Below are 18,301 nucleotides of genomic sequence, written 5' to 3'. Positions count from 1 at the left end.
GGGCGTGAGGGGCGGGCGGGGGCGGCGGGGCCGGGCGGTGCGGGCCGGGCGGGCGTCGCGGTGCGGGCGGTGCGGGCCGGCCGGGCAGTGCGGGCGGGCCGGGCAGTGCGGGCGGGCCGGGCAGTGCGGGCGGGCCGGGCAGTGCGGGCGGGCCGGGCGGCGGCAGACGGTGAGGCGGCGACCGGTCAGGGCGGGGGCCGGTGTCGGCGGGGGCCGGTGCGGCTGTCGGCGGGGCCGGTGAGGTGTCGCCGGTGCGGCATCGCCGGTGAGGCGGCGGCCGGTGCTGGATAGGCTCGGGGCATGCAGGCGACTTCATACACCTTCGACCCCGCCACCCGTTGCGGCAGCGTGCTGCTGGACGACGGGACCCCGCTGCCGTTCGACGCGGCGGCGTTCGACGCGGGCGGCCTGCGGCTGCTGCGCTCCGGCCAGCGGGTACGCGTCCGTGTCGAGGGCTCGGGCGACGCGCGCCGGGTGGTCTTCGTGACCCTCCAGACCTTCGACGACCCGCACGCCTGACCACGCCACCCCTCATCGCGCGCCGGGCCACCGGCGCCGGCGGATCGCGCCGGCCCGTCCTGGACGGTTCGCGCCGCGGGGTTTCCGGCGATTCGCGCCGCGGGTTTTCGGCGGATCACGGTAGGCGTCCGCGGCGGAGGACAGCCGGCGTTCGCGGCGGACGGATCGCATCCCGAGCGGTCGACGGATCGCGGCCGGCGTCTCCGCGACGTACGCCCGGCGTCTTCGCGGCCCTGCCCGTCGCGGCGGCGGAGGCCGCGGCGCGCGGGCCGGACCGCCCGGTCGGGGCGGGTCCGGCCCTCGCGGTACCGCGGACCGCGGTCGGCTACGCCCGCTTTCAGCTCCTGGCGGCGCGCTTGGTGGCCTTGCGCGCGGTGCGCTTGGCCGCCGGGGCACGCTTGGCGGCGGCGCGCTTGGCCGGGGCCTTCTTCGCGGTGGCCTTCTTCGAGGTGGTCTTCTTGGCGGTGGCCTTCTTCGCCGTGGTCTTCTTCGCGGCGGTGGTCGCCTTCTTCGCCGCGGTCTTGGCGGCGGTGGCCTTCTTCGCCGTCACCTTCTTCGCGGTCGCCTTCTTCGTGGTGGCCTTGGCGGTGATGCCGCCGCTCAGGCTGCCCTTCGGCGCCTTCTTGACGGCCACCTCCCCGCCGCGCGGCAGCTTCTTCGAGCCGCTGACCAGGTCCTTGAAGCCCTGTCCCGCCCGGAAGCGCGGCACGGAGGTCTTCTTGACCCGGACCCGCTCGCCGGTCTGCGGGTTGCGGGCGTAGCGGGCCGGGCGGTCCACCTTCTCGAACGAACCGAAACCGGTGACCGAGACGCGGTCGCCGTTGACGACCGCGCGGACGATCGCGTCCAGGACCGCGTCGACGGCCTCCGCGGCCTGCTGCCTGCCACCGACCTTGTCGGCAATCGCTTCTACGAGCTGCGCCTTGTTCACGTCTTCCCCTTCGGAAACTTTGCTGGCACGAAATGTGTGTCCTGGCAGATCAAGCTTTTTCGCACGTTAGGCAGATATATACCGCAAATCAAATGCGAAACGGGCGAATCACCCTTGTGCCGCAACGAACTCGATCTCAGTCAGTTCCTGGATCGGGGAAGCGGCCCTGCTCGAAGTCCCGTATGAACCGCTCCAACCGCTCTGCGGCGGCTCCGGCGTCGTGCCGGGCGGCGGCGGTGATGACGAGCAACTTCCGGGTGAGCGCGACGCGTAAGCCGTCCGGGACGGGGGCGTTGCGCACCAGGGCGTGGGCCTCTTTGAGACGCGCGGCGACCGCCTCGTACTCTCGTAGTTGACCGTCGCCGTCCATGTGTCAATTGTGCCATCTGCGGTGAGTTGTCACCCGCGCAGGGGGCAACTGGGGTCCGCGAGGGGGGCGGAAACGCCGAACGCGCTCCCCGCCGGATGGGCGGAAAGCGCGTGCGGAACGGGCGTAGGCGGAGGTCAGGCGACCGCGGTGCTGGGCTTGTGCGCGGGGCGGCGGGCCTCGAAAGCCGCGATGTCGGCTTCGTGCAGCAGGGTGAGACTGATGTCGTCCAGCCCCTCCAGCAGCCGGCGCCGCGCGTCCTCGTCGAGTTCGAACGCGGTGCTGACGCCGCCGGCCCGTACCTCGCGGCCGACCAGGTCGACGGTGACCTCGGCGGTCGGGTCGGTCTCCGCCAGCGCCCACAGCCGCTCGATGTCCTCCTGCGGCAGCACCACGGTGAGCAGGCCGTTCTTCAGCGAGTTGCCGCGGAAGATGTCGGCGAACCGGGAGGACAGCACGGCCTTGAAGCCGTAGTTCTGCAACGCCCAGACCGCGTGCTCGCGCGAGGAGCCGGTGCCGAAGTCCCGGCCGGCCACCAGGACGGACGCCCCGGCGTACTGCGGCTGGTTGAGCACGAACTGCGGGTCCTTGCGCCAGGCCTCGAACAGGCCGTCCTCGAACCCGTCGCGGGTGACCTTCTTCAGCCAGTGCGCCGGGATGATCTGGTCGGTGTCGACGTTGCCGCGGCGCAGCGGAACGGCCCGGCCGGTGTGGGTGGTGAACGCTTCCATGTCTGCTCAGGCCTCCACGGGAGTCGGGACGTCGGACAGGTCGGCCGGGGAGGCCAGCCGGCCCAGGACCGCGGTGGCGGCGGCCACCTGCGGGGAGACCAGGTGGGTACGGCCGCCCTTGCCCTGCCGCCCCTCGAAGTTGCGGTTGGAGGTGGAGGCGGAGCGCTCGCCGGGGGCGAGTTGGTCGGGGTTCATGCCCAGGCACATCGAACAGCCGGCGTGCCGCCATTCGGCCCCGGCGGCGGTGAAGACCTTGTCCAGGCCCTCCTCGACCGCCTGGAGCGCGACGCGGACCGAACCGGGCACGACCAGCATGCGGACGCTGTCGGCGATCCTGCGGCCCTCGACGACCGAGGCCGCCGAGCGCAGGTCCTCGATGCGGCCGTTGGTGCACGAGCCGACGAAGACGGTGTCCACCGTGACCTCGCGCAGCGGCCGGCCGGCCTCCAGGCCCATGTACTCCAGCGCCTTCTCCGCCGCCAGCCGCTCGCCGGCGTCCTCGAAGGAGGCCGGGTCCGGCACCGAGGCGGACAGCGGCGCGCCCTGGCCGGGGTTGGTGCCCCAGGTGACGAACGGCGCCAGTTCGCTCGCGTCGAGCCGTACCTCGTGGTCGTAGACGGCGTCGTCGTCGGTGCGCAGCGTCCGCCAGTACGCGACCGCCTCGTCCCAGTCGGCGTCGCGCGGGGCGTGCGGGCGGCCGCGCAGGTAGTCGAAGGTGGTCTGGTCCGGCGCGATCATGCCGGCCCGGGCGCCCGCCTCGATGGACATGTTGCACACGGTCATCCGGGCCTCCATCGACAGCTTCTCGATGGCCTCGCCGCGGTATTCGATGACGTAGCCCTGGCCGCCGCCGGTGCCGATCCTGGCGATGACGGCCAGGATCAGGTCCTTGGCGGAGACGTCGGCGGGCAGTTCGCCGTCGACGGTGATCGCCATGGTGCGGAACGGCGCCAGCGGCAGCGTCTGGGTGGCCAGCACGTGTTCGACCTGGCTGGTGCCGATGCCGAAGGCCAGCGCGCCGAACGCGCCGTGCGTGGAGGTGTGGCTGTCGCCGCAGACCACCGTGGTGCCGGGCTGGGTCAGGCCCAGCTGCGGGCCGACGACGTGCACGACGCCCTGCTCGACGTCGCCGAGCGGGTGCAGCCGCACGCCGAACTCCGCGCAGTTCTTGCGCAGCGTCTCCAGCTGGGCGCGCGAGACCGGGTCGGCGATCGGCTTGTCGATGTCGAGGGTGGGGGTGTTGTGGTCCTCGGTGGCGATGGTCAGGTCGAGCCGTCGCACCGGGCGACCGCCCATGCGCAGTCCGTCGAAGGCCTGCGGGCTGGTGACCTCGTGCAGCAGGTGGAGATCGATGAAGAGCAGGTCGGGCTCGCCTTCGGCGCGCCGTACGACGTGATCGTCCCAGACCTTCTCCGCGAGTGTGCGTCCCATCGCTTTCCCTCCGGCCGGCTGCGTCGCCGGCCCGCTCGTCCGAAATGCGGTCGCGTCCCCTCCGCGCGGCGGACGCCGGCGCGCACCGGGTGCAACCGGGGGCGGACGCCTGACCGGCGTTGCACCCAGCCTGACGCGTTCCCCCGGAAATTGAACTTGCGTTTCACACTGTGAGACGTAAGTATCGTTGCATGGACAACTCTAGCGGCGTCGGCGTTCTCGACAAGGCGGCCCTGGTGCTGGCCGCCCTGGAGGCGGGGCCGGCCACGCTGGCCGCTCTGGTGGCCTCCACCGGGCTGGCGCGGCCCACCGCGCACCGGCTGGCGGTGGCGCTGGAGCACCACCGCATGGTGGCCAGGGACATGCAGGGCCGGTTCATCCTCGGGCCGCGGCTGGCGGAGCTGTCGGCGGCGGCCGGCGAGGACCGGTTGCTGGCGGCGGCCGGTCCGGTGCTCACACATCTGCGGGACGTGACCGGCGAGAGCGCGCAGCTGTACCGGCGCCAGGGCGACATGCGGATCTGCGTGGCGGCGGCCGAGCGGCTGTCCGGGCTGCGCGACACCGTGCCGGTGGGGTCGACGCTGCCGATGAAGGCGGGTTCGGCGGCGCAGGTGCTGATGGCCTGGGAGGAGCCGGAGCGGCTGCACCGCGGCCTTCAGGGCGCCCGGTTCACCGCGACCGCGCTGTCCGGGGTGCGGCGGCGCGGCTGGGCCCAGTCGATCGGCGAGCGGGAGCCGGGGGTGGCGTCGGTCTCGGCGCCGGTGCGCGGTCCGTCCAACCGCGTGGTCGCCGCGGTCTCGGTCTCCGGCCCGATCGAGCGGCTGACCCGGCACCCGGGCCGCATGCACGCGCAGGCCGTCATAGACGCCGCCGGCCGGCTGTCGGAGTCCCTGCGCCGCAACGGCGTCTGAGCACCGCCGGCCCGCCGCCACCGGTCCGCCGCCCGCGTTCCGCCGCCTCCGGTCCGCCGCAGCGGTACGACACCGGTCCGCCGCCGCCGTTGTGCCGCCGCCGTTGCGACACCGCCGGGGCCGGGGTGCCGGATCGCGGCGGTCCGGTCGCGGGTCGCCGGGCGCGGGGGCGCCCGGGGACAGCGGACGCTGCCGCACATCGTTTTCCGGTGGGACGCGTCACCGGAACCGCATTGCCGGAACAGCAAAAAAGGCCCTCCGTGATCAACGGAGAGCCTTTTCGATCTGTACCCCCGACCGGATTCGAACCGGCGCTACTGCCTTGAGAGGGCAGCGTGCTAGGCCGCTACACAACGGGGGCCCTAGCGATCCGTTCTCGTCGCCTCCGGGAAATCTCCGGATGGTGACGGTGGAAGGATCTGTACCCCCGACCGGATTCGAACCGGCGCTACTGCCTTGAGAGGGCAGCGTGCTAGGCCGCTACACAACGGGGGCTTGATCGATTACTTCGACCTGCTGGGCTACCAGGACTCGAACCTAGACTAACTGAACCAGAATCAGTCGTGCTGCCAATTACACCATAGCCCACCGGAACTCAACTCCCCATCGGGGGTCTTGCTCGGCTTGCGCTGTCCTTCCGGCCTTTCGGCCTTCCCGGGCGGCGCATGCAGAACATTACCGGATGCGGGCCGTGGCTCCAAAATCGAATACCCCGGCCCGCTCCGCGTCACCCCGCGAGCCTGGCCAGGGCGGCGTCCAGCCGGGCCAGCGTGCGCTCGCGACCCAGCACCTCCAGCGACTCGAAGAGCGGCAGACCCACGGTGCGGCCGGTCACCGCGACCCGCACCGGCGCCTGCGCCTTGCCGAGCTTGAGGCCGTGCGTCTCGCCGGCGGCCAGCACGGCGGCCTTGAGCGCCTCCGCGGTCCACTCGGCGGCCGCCAGGTTCGCGCGGGCGGTGGTCAGCAGCCCGGTGGCGGCGGCGGGGTCCTTCATCGCCTTCTGCCAGGAGGCGTCGTCGCGCACCGGCTCGTCGAGGAAGAGAAAGTCGACGTTGTCGGTGATGTCGGACAGCACCGTCAGCCGGGTCTGCGCGTGCGGCGCGACGGCGTCGAAGGCGGCCTGGTCGAAGGAGTCCGGCTGCCAGGGCGCGTAGGGGGCGCGCAGCCAGGGCGCGCAGGCCTCGGTGAACACCTTGACGTCCATCGCCCGCAGGTGCTCGGCGTTGACGTGCTCGCACTTCTTGAGGTCGAAGCGCGCCGGGTTGGCGTTGACGTCGGCGATGTCGAAGGCGTCGACCATCTCCCGCATGGAGAAGATGTCGCGGTCCTCGGCGATCGACCAGCCCAGCAGCGAGAGGTAGTTGAGCAGCCCCTCGGGCAGGAAGCCGCGCTCGCGGTAGAGGTTGAGCGAGGCCTGCGGGTCGCGCTTGGACAGCTTCTTGTTGCCCTCGCCCATCACGTACGGCAGGTGGCCGAAGTGCGGGGTGCCGCCGGTGCCGACGCCGACCTGGGCCAGCGCGTCGTACAGCGCGATCTGCCGCGGGGTGGACGACAGCAGGTCCTCGCCGCGCAGGACGTGGGTGATCCCCATCAGCGCGTCGTCGACCGGGTTGACCAGGGTGTACAGCGGGGCGCCGTTGGCCCGCACGATGCCGTAGTCCGGCACGTTGTCCGGGGTGAAGGTCAGCTCGCCGCGCACCAGGTCGGTGAAGGTGATGGGGTGGTCCGGCATCCGGAAGCGGATGATCGGCTCGCGGCCCTCGGCGCGGTAGGCCGCGACCTGCCCGGCGTCCAGGTCGCGGCAGTGGCCGTCGTAGCCGGACGGGCGGCCGGCGGCGCGGGCGGCGTCGCGGCGCTCGTCGAGCTCGGCCGTGCTGCAGAAGCACTCGTAGGCGTGGCCGGCCTCGCGCAGCCGGGTGGCCACGTCCGCGTAGAGGTCCATCCGCTGCGACTGCCGGTACGGCGCGTAGGGGCCGCCGGTCTCGGGGCCCTCGTCCCAGTCGATGCCCAGCCAGCGCATCGAGTCCAGCAGCTGCCGGTAGGACTCCTCGGAGTCGCGGGCCGCGTCGGTGTCCTCGATCCGGAAGACCAGGGTGCCGCGGTGGTGCCGGGCGAACGCCCAGTTGAACAGGGCGGTGCGCACGAGTCCGACGTGCGGGTTGCCGGTCGGGGAGGGACAGAACCTGACGCGTACCGGCGTGGCGCCGGTCGCGGGAATTGCGCTAGTCACGCGTGATCACCTTGTTGGTGAGAGTGCCGATGCCTTCGATGGAGACGGCGACCTCGTCGCCGGCCCGCAGCGGGCCCACCCCGGCGGGGGTGCCCGTGAGAATGACGTCACCGGGCAGGAGGGTCATCGCCTCGGTGACGTTGACGATCAGGTCGAGGATGCCGTTGACCATCTGGCTGGTGCGGCCGGCCTGACGCAGTTCGCCGTTGACCGTGCAGGTGACGGCGAGGTCGCCGGCCTGCTCAACGCTCAGCCCGGTCTCGACCCAGGGGCCGAGCGGGCAGGAGCCGTCGAATCCCTTGGCCCGCGCCCACTGCTTCTCGGCGCGCTGGGTGTCGCGGGCGGTCAGGTCGTTGGCGCAGGTGTAGCCGAGGATCACCTCGTGGGCGCGTTCGCGCGGCACCTGGTGGCACAACCGGCCGATGACCACCGCGAGTTCGGCCTCGTGCTGCACGTCGGCGGAGAACGTGGGGTGGATGATCCGGTCGCCGGGGCCGATGACGGAGGTGGAGGGCTTGAAGAAGGCGAACGGTACGTCCGGCACCTCGTTGCCCAGTTCCGCGGCGTGGTCGGCGTAGTTGCGGCCGATGGCGACGACCTTGCTGGGCAGCACCGGCGGCAGCAGACGGACCTTGCTCAACGGCACCTTGGTGCCGGAGCGTTCGAACGCCGCGAACGGGATGCCGCGGATGATGTCGATGAGGAGGCTGTCCGGCTGGGAGTCCTCGCCCTCGACGACGCCGAAGGCGACGTTGCCGTCGAGGGAGAATCTGGCGATACGCACGGGTGGCCGCGCCCCTTCGATGGTTCTGGAGTGGTGCCCCAGGCTATCGCGGGGGTCGCGGCGGACCCGGGTGCGCCGTCAGTGGCCGGGCAGCTTGTCGAGCTTGGTGCGCCGCGGGTTGGCGGTGGTGAGCGGCAGCGGCGCGGCCGGGGTCTCGGCCTCGGGGGCCGGCGCCGCGGTCAGCTCGTCGGCGTCCTTGAGGTGCGCGAGCGTCGTGCGGCGGGGGTTGGCTATCGGACGCATCAGCATCGTCGTCTTCATGGGGGCGTCGAGCCTCTTCTGTTGTGGTGTCAGTCATGAACTTCCGCGTTCGGTGCACCACAAGGCTAGGTGGCCGGATTCGGTGTTCCCCGTGACCGGGACAACCACAACCCTGTGATTTTCCTCACCAGCAGCCCGACGAATCCCCATAATTCGGCCGGTCAACTCCCCTGTCCATTCAGGTCATATCGGGCCAACCATTCATTTTCACAGCCGAACCCCTACCGTCCGCCACCTCTTCCGGCCGCCCGATCGAGGTAAAAGTCCGTTATCGACCACAAGATCATCGACGCCTCGTGTCGCGATGACAGCATGGTGTAACCCTTGGCACCAGGTGGCCGAAGAACCTTGTTGGACTTCCGCGCCTGTGTTGGAATTCCACGAACCGCCGCACAGGAGCCGACCGGCACAGGGGGCACGCAGACGCGTCGAGCGGCGGTGCGCGGGCACGTGCCGGTCGACCGACACCCGGGGGCTTGCCGGCCCCACAGACTCGACACCGTCCCGCCGTCCGCGGAGGGACGCCTGGTCCAGAGGTTGCGACGCTAGTGCAGGGACGTTTCAAGAAGGATGGCGGCGCCGCGGGAGACCCGGAGCCGCGCGGCGGCACGGAACACGGTGCCGAGCCGCGACCGCAGGCCGACGACGCGCCGAGCAAGGCCGCAGCCGGCCGCAGCGGCGTCAAAGGCACGCCCGCGGGCGGTTCCGGTGCCAAGGGGCGCGACCGCAAGGGCGCCGAGGAACCGGTCGACGTCCAGCCACCCGTCTCGCACTCCACGAGCGGCAAGCACGCCTCCCGCCTCGCCCTGCGCAACTGGAGCATCCGCACCCGGCTGGTCTCGCTGCTGGCGCTGCCGGTGGTCGCCGCCACCACCCTCGGCGGCCTGCGCATCCAAAGCTCGCTGGAGAGCGTCAACCAGCTGGACCACATGCAGCTGCTGACCGAGATCACCGGGCACGCCACGAAGCTCGCCGACGCCCTCCAGGAGGAGCGCGACAGCTCGGCCGGCCCGATCGTCTCCGGCCACCCCCGTGACGACTCGGTGGTCTCCTCCCGTCACGAGACGGACCAGGAGGAGGCCGCGTTCAAGTCGGCCACCCGCAACATCTCCACCACCGACCAGTCGCTGGTCGGCGTGCGCAGCACGGTCGACGACATCGGCCGGCAGCTGGCCTCGCTCAAGCAGATCCGCGACAGCGCGTACTCCAACACCCAGTACATCTCGCAGACGGTCAACTCCTACAACCAGCTGATCACTTCGCTGCTGGCGCTGACCGAGGACATGGCCCAGGCCACCAGCAACGCCGACATGATCCGCTCCACCCGCGCGCTGGCCGCCTTCACCTCCGCCAAGGAGTACGACTCCATCCAGCGCGCGGTCATCAGCGCCGCGCTGGCCGACCCGCACGGCCCGAAGCTGTCGCCCACCGACCGGGAGACCGCGCAGAACGCGAAGGCCGAGGAGGCCTCCGAGGAGAAGCGCTTCTCGCAGACCTACGGTTCCGGCTCCAAGGAGCTGCTCACCGCGCTGACCGGCGGCGGCAACGTGGTCATCACCCAGGCGGACCAGTACCGCGACGAGGTGCTGAAGTCGCAGGACGCGATCGGCAAGGACCCCAAGTCGTACCTGGACTGGTACGACGAGGCGGACACCAAGATGCAGGAGATGTCCCGCATCCAGGCCGAACTGCTGGAGCAGATGCAGCAGCGGGCGCTGACCCTGCGCTCCTCCGCCCAGCGCGACGCGGCCATCAACGGCGCGCTGATCCTGCTGGTGCTGGGCATCTCGCTGATCGGCGCCTTCGTGGTGGCCCGCTCGATGATCCGCTCGCTGCGCCGGTTGCAGGACACCGCGCAGGAGGTCGCGCAGAAGCGGCTGCCGGACCTGGTCAAGCAGCTGTCGGAGTCCGACCCGCAGGACCTGGACACCTCGGTCGCCGAGATCGGCATCAACACCCGCGACGAGATCGGCCGGGTGGCCCGCGCCTTCGACGACGTGCACCGCGAGGCGGTCCGGCTGGCCGCCGAGCAGGCGCTGCTGCGGGGCAACGTCAACGCGATGTTCACCAACCTCTCGCGCCGCAGCCAGGGCCTCATCCAGCGCCAGCTGTCGCTCATCTCCGAGCTGGAGAGCCGCGAGGCCGACCCCGACCAGCTGTCCAACCTCTTCAAGCTCGACCACCTCGCCACCCGCATGCGCCGCAACGGTGAGAACCTGCTGGTCCTCGCCGGTGAGGAGCCGGGCCGCCGGTGGACCCGCCCGGTCCCGCTGGTCGACGTGCTGCGCGCCGCCGCCTCCGAGGTGGAGCAGTACGAACGCATCGAGCTGACCCAGGTGCCGCCGACCGAGGTGGCCGGCCGGGTCGTCAACGACCTCGTCCACCTGCTCGCCGAGCTGCTGGAGAACGCCACGTCGTTCTCCTCGCCGCAGACCAAGGTGCGGGTCACCGGGCACGCGCTGCCCGACGGGCGGGTGCTGATCGAGATCCACGACACCGGCATCGGGCTGTCCCCGGAGGACCTGGCCGACACCAACGAGCGGCTGGCCAACCCGCCGACCGTGGACGTGTCGGTCTCGCGCCGCATGGGCCTGTTCGTGGTCGGCCGCCTGTCGCTGCGGCACGGCATCCGCATCCAGCTGCGCCCGTCGGACTCCGGCGGCACCACCGCGCTGGTGATGCTGCCGGTCGACCTGACCCAGGGCGGCGCCAAGGGCCCGGCCGGACCGCAGGGCAAGCGGGCGGTGGGCGGTCCCGGACTCCAGGGGGCACCGGCCGGGCCGGCCATCGGCCGCGCCGCCCAGCAGTTGGGCGCGGCGGCCGCCGAGGGCCGCGGCCAGGTCGAGGGCGCCGAACCGCGTCCGGCGCTGCCCGGCGCCGCGGGGCCGTCCGCCGGGGACCGCGGCAAGCCGCAGCAGCGCGGCACCGGGCTGCCGACCCGCCAGCCGCGCCGCGACCCGCAGCCGGCCGCGCAGGACGAGCGTCCCGCCACCAGCTGGGCGCAGCCCGAGGGCCGCGGCCCCGACGTGCCGCGCGGTCACGACGACGTGCGCGGTACCGACAGCACCGCGCAGTTCGAGCGTCCGGACTTCCACGGTGAGGGCCGCCGTCCCGGTGGCAGCGACCAGTTCTTCAACCCGCAGGGCCGGCCGGCCCCGGCGTCCGGTCCGCGGCACGCGCCGCGCGGCCAGGAGGAGTTCGCCGCCCAGCAGGAGGGCTGGCCGGCCGGTCAGCAGGGCATCCCGGGCCAGCAGGCGCCGGGTGCGCAGCGGCCGTCGCAGGACTCGACCACCGGTGAGTTCTTCCGGCCGCCGACCGGTTCCCCGCAGCCGCGGGTGCCGCGCTCGCCGATGGGCGGGGCGCCGGCCGGCGGGCAGCCGCAGGGCCGGCCGCCGTTCGCGGGCCAGGACGGTCCGCAGGGCGGCGCGGCCTACCCGGCCGACCAGCGCACCGGCGAGTTCCAGGCGCCGTTCCACGCCGGCTCCGGTGCCGACGTCTTCGGGCCGGGCGGCCGGCAGAACGCTCCGCAGCGCGACGAGCGGCCGCCGGTGACCGGTTCGGGTTCCGGGTCCGACGTCTTCGGGCCGCGCGGCCGCCGGCCGGTGTCGCCGCAGGACGCCGGTCCGGTGCCCCAGCAGCCGCAGCCCCAGCAGCCGCAGGCGTTCGGCGGTGCCGAGGCCGGGCGTGGTTCCGGCGGGCACGAGGACGCCGCCGCCACGGCGCGGTTCCCGGCGGTCACCCCGCAGGAGCTGCCCGAGCGCGGCCGTCAGGCGCCGCCGCAGGCCCCGGCGCCGCAGCAGCCCACGCCGCGCTCCGCGCCGCAGGACAACTTCGGGCGCCGGGGAGGCGGCGAACTGCCGTCGGCCGGTGAGCCGATGGCGCTGCCGCCGGCCGCCTCGCCCGGTGACGGCCGCTCCCCGATCTTCGAGTCGCTGGAGACGGACTGGTTCCGCCAGCAGGCCGCCGCCCGCGGTGAGCTGCCCGACTACGGCCAGCAGCCCGCCGCCGGGTACTCGCAGCAGGGCGCCGGCCAGGACTTCGGCGCCGGCCCCGCGCAGGGGTACGACACCGGTGCGGTCCCCGCCCCGCCGGCCGGCCCCGGCCGCCCCGACGAGGCGGGCTCCGGCGCCGGTGCCGGGTTCGGCGGCCTGCGCGCCGCCGCGTCCCGCTCGCACGCCCGCCCGGAGCGGCCGGCCGCGCCGCAGCGCCCGCAGGCCGAGACGCCGCGTGCGCCGGTCGCCGAACCGCAGCGCCCGCAGGAGCAGGCGCCGCAACGCGCCGGCGCCGGGGGCGAGGAGTGGCAGGCGTCCCCCAACGACGAGCGGTGGCGGCGCGCGGAGCAGGTGCGCGAGCCGGCCGCCGGCGGCATCACCCCTTCCGGTCTGCCGCGCCGGGTCCCGAGGGCGAACCTCGTCGCCGGGGCCGCGCAGCAGACCCCGCAGACCGGTCCCCAGGTCTCGCGCGCGCCCGATGACGTGCGCGGGCGGCTGACCAACCTTCGCCGCGGCATCCAGCAGGGCCGGACCGCCGGTGCCGGCCGGGCCGACGGGCCCGAGCCCAACGATTACCGCAGCGGTACCACTCACCAGCAGGAGCGTTAGTTGAGTCCGATGAGCCAGGCGGCACAGAATCTGAACTGGTTGATCACCAACTTCGTGGACAACACCCCCGGTGTGTCCCACACGGTGGTCGTCTCCGCCGACGGCCTGCTGCTGGCCATGTCCGACGGCTTCCCCCGCGACCGCGCCGACCAGCTCGCCGCCGTCGCCTCCGGACTGACCTCCCTGACCGCGGGAGCCTCCCGCATCTTCGAAGGCGGCAACGTCAACCAGACCGTCGTGGAGATGGAACGCGGCTTCATGTTCATCATGAGCGTCTCCGACGGCTCCTCCCTCGCCGTACTCGCCCACCCCGAATGCGACATCGGCCTCGTCGGCTACGAGATGGCCCTCCTCGTCGACCGCGCCGGCACCGTCCTGACCCCCGACCTGCGCGCCGAACTCCAAGGCAGCCTGCTCGGATAGCTCGACGCCACCACCCGGGACGGCCCCACCCGTGCACGTATCGCCGATCCATCTCCCCCATCCCACGACCGGTCCCGTTCCCGTAACAGCTCGGAGGGCCTTTCCATGACCCCGCCACCCGTCTCGCCCGGCCCGTACGGCAGTCCTCACCACATGCCGTACGGGGGCGAGGGCGATCAGCCGCTGGTACGGCCGTACGCCATGACCGGTGGCCGCACCCGGCCCCGCTACCAGCTGGCCATCGAGGCGCTGGTGAGCACGTCGGTGGACCAGTCGAGCTACGGCGGGCTGCTGCCCGAGCACCAGCGGATCTGCCACCTGTGCCAGGAGATCAAGTCGGTGGCGGAGATCTCGGCGCTGCTGGCGATCCCGCTGGGAGTGGCCCGCATCCTGGTGGCCGACCTGGCCGAGGCGGGAATGGTGGCGATTCACCAGCCGGGCGGTACGGAGGCCGGCGGACAGCCCGACGTGACTTTGCTGGAGAGGGTGCTCAGTGGACTTCGCAAGCTCTAGGCCGCCGGCGGCCGCGGACCCGTACGGGCAGGGCTACGCGCCGGCCCAGGCGTACGGGCAGCAGGCCGCGCGCACCACCACGTCGGCCAAGATCGTGGTGGCCGGCGGGTTCGGCGTGGGCAAGACGACCTTCGTCGGATCGGTGTCGGAGATCAACCCGCTGCGCACCGAGGCGGTGATGACGGCGGCGTCGGCCGGGATCGACGACCTGAGCAAGGTGGCCGACAAGACCACCACGACGGTGGCCATGGACTTCGGCCGCATCACGCTCGACGACGATCTGATCCTCTATCTGTTCGGCACCCCCGGCCAGGACCGCTTCTGGTTCATGTGGGACGACCTGGTGCGCGGCGCCATCGGCGCCGTCGTGCTGGTCGACACCCGCAGGCTCGCCGACTGCTTCCCGGCGGTGGACTACTTCGAGAACTCCGGCCTGCCCTTCGTCATCGGGCTGAACGGCTTCGAGGGGTACCAGCCGTACAGCCCGGAGGAAGTGCGCGAGGCGCTGCAGATCGGGCCGGAGACCCCGATCATGGTGACCGACGCGCGGCACCGCGCCGAGGCGAAGACCACGCTGATCTCGCTGGTCGAGCACGCGCTGCTGGCGCGGCTGAAGTAACCCCGTACGACGGAAGGCGGCGCGCGGAAGACGGTTGCGCGCGCGGGCGGACCGGCTGTGTCCTTCGACACACGGCCGGTCCGCTTCTTCATAACGTTTCGACAGAGAATCTCCACATCGCCGGCACCGTTAGCACATGGGCGATTCCGCACCGCTGACGACCGCCCCGGATTTCGCCCTCCGCTTTCCCTTGCGTCCGCATTTGCCCCGCCGGCCGGACCGGCCCGGGAGCCTTGACCAGACGTTTGGAAAGACCGCCGGACCATGCTGCAATCGGTGAACCGGCGAGTAGGAATCCGGCACGCCGCTGTGCCGGTACCGAGAGGTTGTTGGTCGAGTGAGTAAGACGCGAACGGGTTCCGGCCCGGTGCGTCCGGCTCGGGGGAACTTCACCCCGCCCGGCCGCGACCAGGAAGCCGCCGAGGCGGCCGTCCCGGCCGGCCGCGCGCCCGGCCGGTGGTCCCCGCGCAGTTGGCGGGTGCGCACCCGGCTGATCGCCATCGCGCTGGTGCCGGTGATCGTGGCCCTGGTGGTCGGCGGCTTCAACGTCGACAGCAGCGTGCAGCGCTGGCGGCAGGCCGACGACGCGGTGCGCACCGCGCAGTTGGTGCGGGCCGCCACCTCCTACGGCAACGCGCTGATGGAGGAACGCGACCTGACCGCGGTGCCGCTGCTGGCCGGCGACCCGCACAGCGCGCAGGTGGGCACCGCGCGCGCGGCCACCGACGCGGCGGCCAGGACGTTCGACGCCGCGGCGGCGCGGATGCCGGACTCCGCCGACCTGCGGCGCCGGCTGGCCGGGTTCCGCAAGGCCGAGGCCGGACTGCCGGCGCTGCGCAAGGCGGCGTACACCGCCGCACTGCCCGGGGTGCGCACCGAGGAGGCGTACACCGCCATCCAGCATCCGCTGTCGGAGTTCGCCAACGAGCTGGGCTTCGGCACCGACAACCTCACCGGCTACGGCCGCACGCTGTACGCGATGTCGCTGACCAAGGGCGCCGAGTCGCTGACCCGGTCGATCGGCACCGCCGTGCTGGTGGAGAGGAACGTTCCGTCATCGGTGCGCACATCCCAGCTGACGGCGCTGGCCTCCTACGCGTACCTGGAGAACATCGCGCTCGAGGAGTTCAGCGGCGGCGGCACCCCGCAGGACATGGCGCTGCTGACCAGGGCGAACCAGGACGCCGCCAACCGCGGTGACGCCGAGCAGAACGCGGCACGGGCCGCGGCGCGGGCGGCCGGGAAGACGTACGTGACCCCGCCGGGCCGGGTCGCGATGCTCCAGGCGATCGCCGCCGGGCTGCCGGACAGCACGCTGAAGGCGCATGGCATCACCGCCGACAGCTGGATGGCGTCCTCCACCCTGGCGTTCGGCGCCTACCACTCGGTGGAGGACCAGCTGGCGGGGCGGGCCGAGCGCGACGCCGCCTCGATCGCGGCCGGTGCCAGGCGGGACGCGGTCACCGACGCCGCGGTGGTGCTGCTGGGCGTGCTGGCCGCGTTCGCGGTGGCCAGCTGGATGGCGCGGTCGATGAGCAACGGCATGCGTGAGCTGCGCGGTGCGGCGCTGGAGGTGGCCCACCGGCGGCTGCCGGCGCTGGTGGAGCAGTTGTCGCGGCCACAACCGGGCCGGGTCGACACCCGGGTGGAGCCGATCCCGATCACCTCCGCCGACGAGATCGGCGAGGTGGCCAGGGCGTTCGACCAGGTGCACCGCGAGGCGGTGCGGCTGGCCGCCGAGCAGGCGATGCTGCGCGGCAACGTCAACGCGATCTTCACCAACCTCAGCCTGCGCAACCAGGGCCTGATCCAGCGGCAGCTGGCGCTGATCACCGACCTGGAGAACAACGAGGCCGACCCCGACCAGCTGGCGAGCCTGTTCCGGCTGGACCACCTGGCCACCCGCATGCGGCGCAACGGCGAGAACCTGCTGGTGCTGGCCGGCGAGGAGGCCGGGCGGCAGTGGAACCGGCCGGTGCCGCTGGTGGACGTGCTGCGCGCGGCGGCCTCGGAGGTGGAGAGCTACGAGCGGATCGAGATCTCCGGGGTGCCGGCGGGCGAGATCCACGGCACGGCGGTGACCGACCTGGTGCACCTGCTGGCGGAGCTGCTGGAGAACGCCACGTCCTTCTCCTCGCCGCACACCCGGGTCAAGGTGACCGCCACCCGGCTGCCGGACGGGCGGATCGTGGTGGAGATCCACGACATGGGCATCGGGCTGACCGCCGAGGACTTCGCCGACATCAACCACAAGCTGGCCGAGCCGCCCACGGTGGACGCGGCGGTCTCGCAGCGGATGGGCCTGTTCGTGGTGGGCCGGCTGGCGGGCCGGCACGGGATCAAGGTGCAGCTGCGTCCGTCGGGCGAGCAGGCCGGCACCACCTCGCTGGTGATGCTGCCGGAGCCGATCACGCACGGCGGCGATCAGCAGGAGGGCGACTTCACCGTCTCGCGGATCGTGCCCGAGCACCCGGCGGGGGCCTACGAATCCGGTCAACTCACCGCGGAGCAGCTGGGATTCGACGACCTGCGCTACGAAGTTCCGGCCGGGGCGGCGGAGTTGCACCCGGTCGGCCGCTCGTTGCGCCTGGAAGGCCGTAGGGCGGCCCTGGAGGCGGCCGCGGGAGAGCGCCGGTCCTCCGGTCCCGGCCCGGTGCCGTTCGGGGAGCACAGGGCCGTGGACGGTCGCTCCGCGCAAAGCGTTGAGCAGAGCTTTCCGGGGGCCGGGCAGGGCGCCGGATACCCGGTGGACCCCTACGGGGGCTTCACACCGGGGCAGCGGGCGCTGGAGAGCGGCTACGACCCGGGCTACCCGGTCCACCCGGCGACCACCGCGGGACCTGGCGAAATGATCACCCCCGTCGGGCGGCCGGCACCGGAAACCGAGTACGTTCATCCCGGGGCGTCCGGCGGCCACCAGGACTGGGACCCCGGCTATCCGCAGGACCCCTGGTCCGTCCTCCCCCAGCAGCCACCGCCCGGTCCCGAGCCATTGCCAGCGGCGCCGGAACGCGTAGGCTACGACGCGCCGGACGCCGGTCCGGCGCACCGTGAGCAGCCATGGCCGTCGGCCGCGGCGGCCCGCGGGCAGGACGGCGCACCAGCCGAGCAGGCCGAGCAGGGAGGACAGGGCGCCGCCGACGGGCGGTCGGTGAACAACGAACTGTGGCAGCGGGCCGGGCAGGCCCGTGAACCGAAGGCAGGCGGGGTCACCCCCTCAGGTCTGCCGCAGCGGGTCCCGAGGGCGAACCTCGTCGCCGGGGCCGCACAGCAGACCCCACAGAGCGGTCCGCTGGTCTCCCGGGACCCGCGGGACGTCGGCGGCAGGCTCAACAGCCTGCGCCGCGGCGTGCGGCAGGGACGCGAGGCCGGTCCCGACGCCGCAACCGATGGGCATTCCTCCCCGACTGACAGCCAGGGCCCCGGCCCCAACCACCAGGAGCGCTAGTTGAGTCCGATGAGCCAGGCGGCACAGAATCTGAACTGGTTGATCACCAACTTCGTGGACAACACCCCCGGTGTGTCCCACACGGTGGTCGTCTCCGCCGACGGCCTGCTGCTGGCCATGTCCGACGGCTTCCCCCGCGACCGCGCCGACCAGCTCGCCGCCGTCGCCTCCGGACTGACCTCCCTGACCGCGGGAGCCTCCCGCATCTTCGAAGGCGGCAACGTCAACCAGACCGTCGTGGAGATGGAACGCGGCTTCATGTTCATCATGAGCGTCTCCGACGGCTCCTCCCTCGCCGTACTCGCCCACCCCGAATGCGACATCGGCCTCGTCGGCTACGAGATGGCCCTCCTCGTCGACCGCGCCGGCACCGTCCTGACCCCCGACCTGCGCGCCGAACTCCAAGGCAGCCTGCTCGGATAGTTCACCACCAAACGGGCTCAACTGCCGGGCGGGTGTGCGTTGATGCGTCGCCGGACCGTATGGTTCGGGGACGCGTCGCGGCCCGAGGGGCCGACGGAGGAACCGGTCA

At 72.6% G+C, this 18,301-nt stretch carries 15 protein-coding genes and 3 tRNA genes; 8 read left to right on the top strand and 10 right to left on the bottom strand.

Features of this window, described 5'->3' with window-relative positions:
* Nucleotides 1–300: 300 nt before the first annotated feature.
* A complete protein-coding gene (locus POF43_RS08965; RefSeq protein WP_271313850.1) occupies nucleotides 301–519 on the top strand; it encodes a hypothetical protein in 219 nt (72 codons plus the stop codon).
* Nucleotides 520–856: 337 nt separating this feature from the next.
* Here the strand turns inward: POF43_RS08965 and POF43_RS08960 are convergent, their stop codons facing one another.
* From POF43_RS08960 to leuC, 4 genes are all read right to left on the bottom strand, one after another.
* Nucleotides 857–1,450 carry an HU family DNA-binding protein gene (locus POF43_RS08960; protein WP_271313849.1) on the bottom strand — a complete coding sequence of 198 codons (594 nt, stop codon included), beginning with the start codon at nucleotides 1,448–1,450 and terminating at the stop codon, nucleotides 857–859.
* A gap of 136 nt (nucleotides 1,451–1,586) precedes the next feature.
* Nucleotides 1,587–1,820 carry an SCO5555 family protein gene (locus tag POF43_RS08955; protein WP_271313848.1) on the bottom strand — a complete coding sequence of 78 codons (234 nt, stop codon included), beginning with the start codon at nucleotides 1,818–1,820 and terminating at the stop codon, nucleotides 1,587–1,589.
* Nucleotides 1,821–1,954: 134 nt separating this feature from the next.
* Nucleotides 1,955–2,548, bottom strand: coding sequence for a 3-isopropylmalate dehydratase small subunit (leuD, locus tag POF43_RS08950; protein WP_271313847.1), 594 nt, complete (start codon nucleotides 2,546–2,548; stop codon nucleotides 1,955–1,957).
* 6 nt (nucleotides 2,549–2,554) lie between these two features.
* The gene (gene leuC / locus POF43_RS08945) at nucleotides 2,555–3,979 is read right to left on the bottom strand and encodes a 3-isopropylmalate dehydratase large subunit (protein ID WP_271322893.1); all 1,425 of its coding nucleotides are present in this window, start codon (nucleotides 3,977–3,979) and stop codon (nucleotides 2,555–2,557) included.
* Nucleotides 3,980–4,170: 191 nt separating this feature from the next.
* On the opposite strand from leuC, the gene ndgR reads away from it, so the two are divergent.
* Nucleotides 4,171–4,890, top strand: coding sequence for an IclR family transcriptional regulator NdgR (gene ndgR, locus POF43_RS08940; protein ID WP_271313845.1), 720 nt, complete (start codon nucleotides 4,171–4,173; stop codon nucleotides 4,888–4,890).
* 288 nt (nucleotides 4,891–5,178) lie between these two features.
* Here ndgR and POF43_RS08935 read toward each other — a convergent pair.
* The 6 genes from POF43_RS08935 to POF43_RS08910 form a co-directional block, all read right to left on the bottom strand.
* Nucleotides 5,179–5,251 (bottom strand) — tRNA-Glu (locus POF43_RS08935).
* 61 nt (nucleotides 5,252–5,312) lie between these two features.
* Nucleotides 5,313–5,385 (bottom strand) — tRNA-Glu (locus POF43_RS08930).
* Between the two features lie 21 nt (nucleotides 5,386–5,406).
* A tRNA-Gln gene (locus POF43_RS08925) sits at nucleotides 5,407–5,478 on the bottom strand.
* A 139-nt stretch (nucleotides 5,479–5,617) separates the two neighbouring features.
* A complete protein-coding gene (gene gltX, locus POF43_RS08920; protein WP_271322892.1) occupies nucleotides 5,618–7,120 on the bottom strand; it encodes a glutamate--tRNA ligase in 1,503 nt (500 codons plus the stop codon).
* Nucleotides 7,113–7,904 carry a fumarylacetoacetate hydrolase family protein gene (locus POF43_RS08915; protein WP_271313843.1) on the bottom strand — a complete coding sequence of 264 codons (792 nt, stop codon included), beginning with the start codon at nucleotides 7,902–7,904 and terminating at the stop codon, nucleotides 7,113–7,115. Before POF43_RS08915 ends, gltX begins: the two co-directional genes overlap by 8 nt.
* Before the next feature lie 78 nt (nucleotides 7,905–7,982).
* Nucleotides 7,983–8,165 carry a hypothetical protein gene (locus POF43_RS08910; RefSeq protein WP_271313842.1) on the bottom strand — a complete coding sequence of 61 codons (183 nt, stop codon included), beginning with the start codon at nucleotides 8,163–8,165 and terminating at the stop codon, nucleotides 7,983–7,985.
* 548 nt (nucleotides 8,166–8,713) lie between these two features.
* On the opposite strand from POF43_RS08910, the gene POF43_RS08905 reads away from it, so the two are divergent.
* From POF43_RS08905 to POF43_RS08880, 6 genes are all read left to right on the top strand, one after another.
* The gene (locus POF43_RS08905) at nucleotides 8,714–12,766 is read left to right on the top strand and encodes a sensor histidine kinase (protein WP_271322891.1); all 4,053 of its coding nucleotides are present in this window, start codon (nucleotides 8,714–8,716) and stop codon (nucleotides 12,764–12,766) included.
* 9 nt (nucleotides 12,767–12,775) lie between these two features.
* Nucleotides 12,776–13,189, top strand: coding sequence for a roadblock/LC7 domain-containing protein (locus POF43_RS08900; protein WP_271313840.1), 414 nt, complete (start codon nucleotides 12,776–12,778; stop codon nucleotides 13,187–13,189).
* Between the two features lie 105 nt (nucleotides 13,190–13,294).
* Entirely contained in the window at nucleotides 13,295–13,702 is a 408-nt protein-coding gene (locus POF43_RS08895) for a DUF742 domain-containing protein (protein WP_271313839.1), read from the top strand.
* Nucleotides 13,703–13,793: 91 nt separating this feature from the next.
* On the top strand, nucleotides 13,794–14,321 hold the full coding sequence (locus POF43_RS08890; protein ID WP_271313851.1) for a GTP-binding protein: 528 nt from the start codon (nucleotides 13,794–13,796) through the stop codon (nucleotides 14,319–14,321).
* Between the two features lie 337 nt (nucleotides 14,322–14,658).
* Complete coding sequence (locus POF43_RS08885; protein ID WP_271313838.1) at nucleotides 14,659–17,769, top strand: sensor histidine kinase; 3,111 nt, start codon at nucleotides 14,659–14,661, stop codon at nucleotides 17,767–17,769.
* Nucleotides 17,770–17,778: 9 nt separating this feature from the next.
* Nucleotides 17,779–18,192 (top strand): roadblock/LC7 domain-containing protein, encoded by a 414-nt coding sequence (locus POF43_RS08880; protein WP_271313840.1) that lies wholly within the window; start codon nucleotides 17,779–17,781, stop codon nucleotides 18,190–18,192.
* Nucleotides 18,193–18,301 lie beyond the last annotated feature (109 nt).

Source organism: Streptantibioticus silvisoli, assembly GCF_027947535.2.
GTDB classification, from domain to species: Bacteria; Actinomycetota; Actinomycetes; order Streptomycetales; family Streptomycetaceae; genus Streptantibioticus_C; species Streptantibioticus_C silvisoli.
The sequence above is the reverse complement of the archived record's forward strand: the minus strand, read 5'-3'. Positions and strand labels throughout refer to the sequence as shown.

Coding starts and splice junctions, on each gene's coding strand:
- POF43_RS08965 (WP_271313850.1), top strand. CDS start 301: ATGCAGGCGACTTCATACACCTTCGACCCCGCCACCCGTTGCGGCAGC.
- POF43_RS08955 (WP_271313848.1), bottom strand. CDS start 1,820: ATGGACGGCGACGGTCAACTACGAGAGTACGAGGCGGTCGCCGCGCGT.
- leuD (WP_271313847.1), bottom strand. CDS start 2,548: ATGGAAGCGTTCACCACCCACACCGGCCGGGCCGTTCCGCTGCGCCGC.
- leuC (WP_271322893.1), bottom strand. CDS start 3,979: ATGGGACGCACACTCGCGGAGAAGGTCTGGGACGATCACGTCGTACGG.
- ndgR (WP_271313845.1), top strand. CDS start 4,171: ATGGACAACTCTAGCGGCGTCGGCGTTCTCGACAAGGCGGCCCTGGTG.
- POF43_RS08910 (WP_271313842.1), bottom strand. CDS start 8,165: ATGAAGACGACGATGCTGATGCGTCCGATAGCCAACCCCCGCCGCACG.
- POF43_RS08900 (WP_271313840.1), top strand. CDS start 12,776: ATGAGCCAGGCGGCACAGAATCTGAACTGGTTGATCACCAACTTCGTG.
- POF43_RS08895 (WP_271313839.1), top strand. CDS start 13,295: ATGACCCCGCCACCCGTCTCGCCCGGCCCGTACGGCAGTCCTCACCAC.
- POF43_RS08880 (WP_271313840.1), top strand. CDS start 17,779: ATGAGCCAGGCGGCACAGAATCTGAACTGGTTGATCACCAACTTCGTG.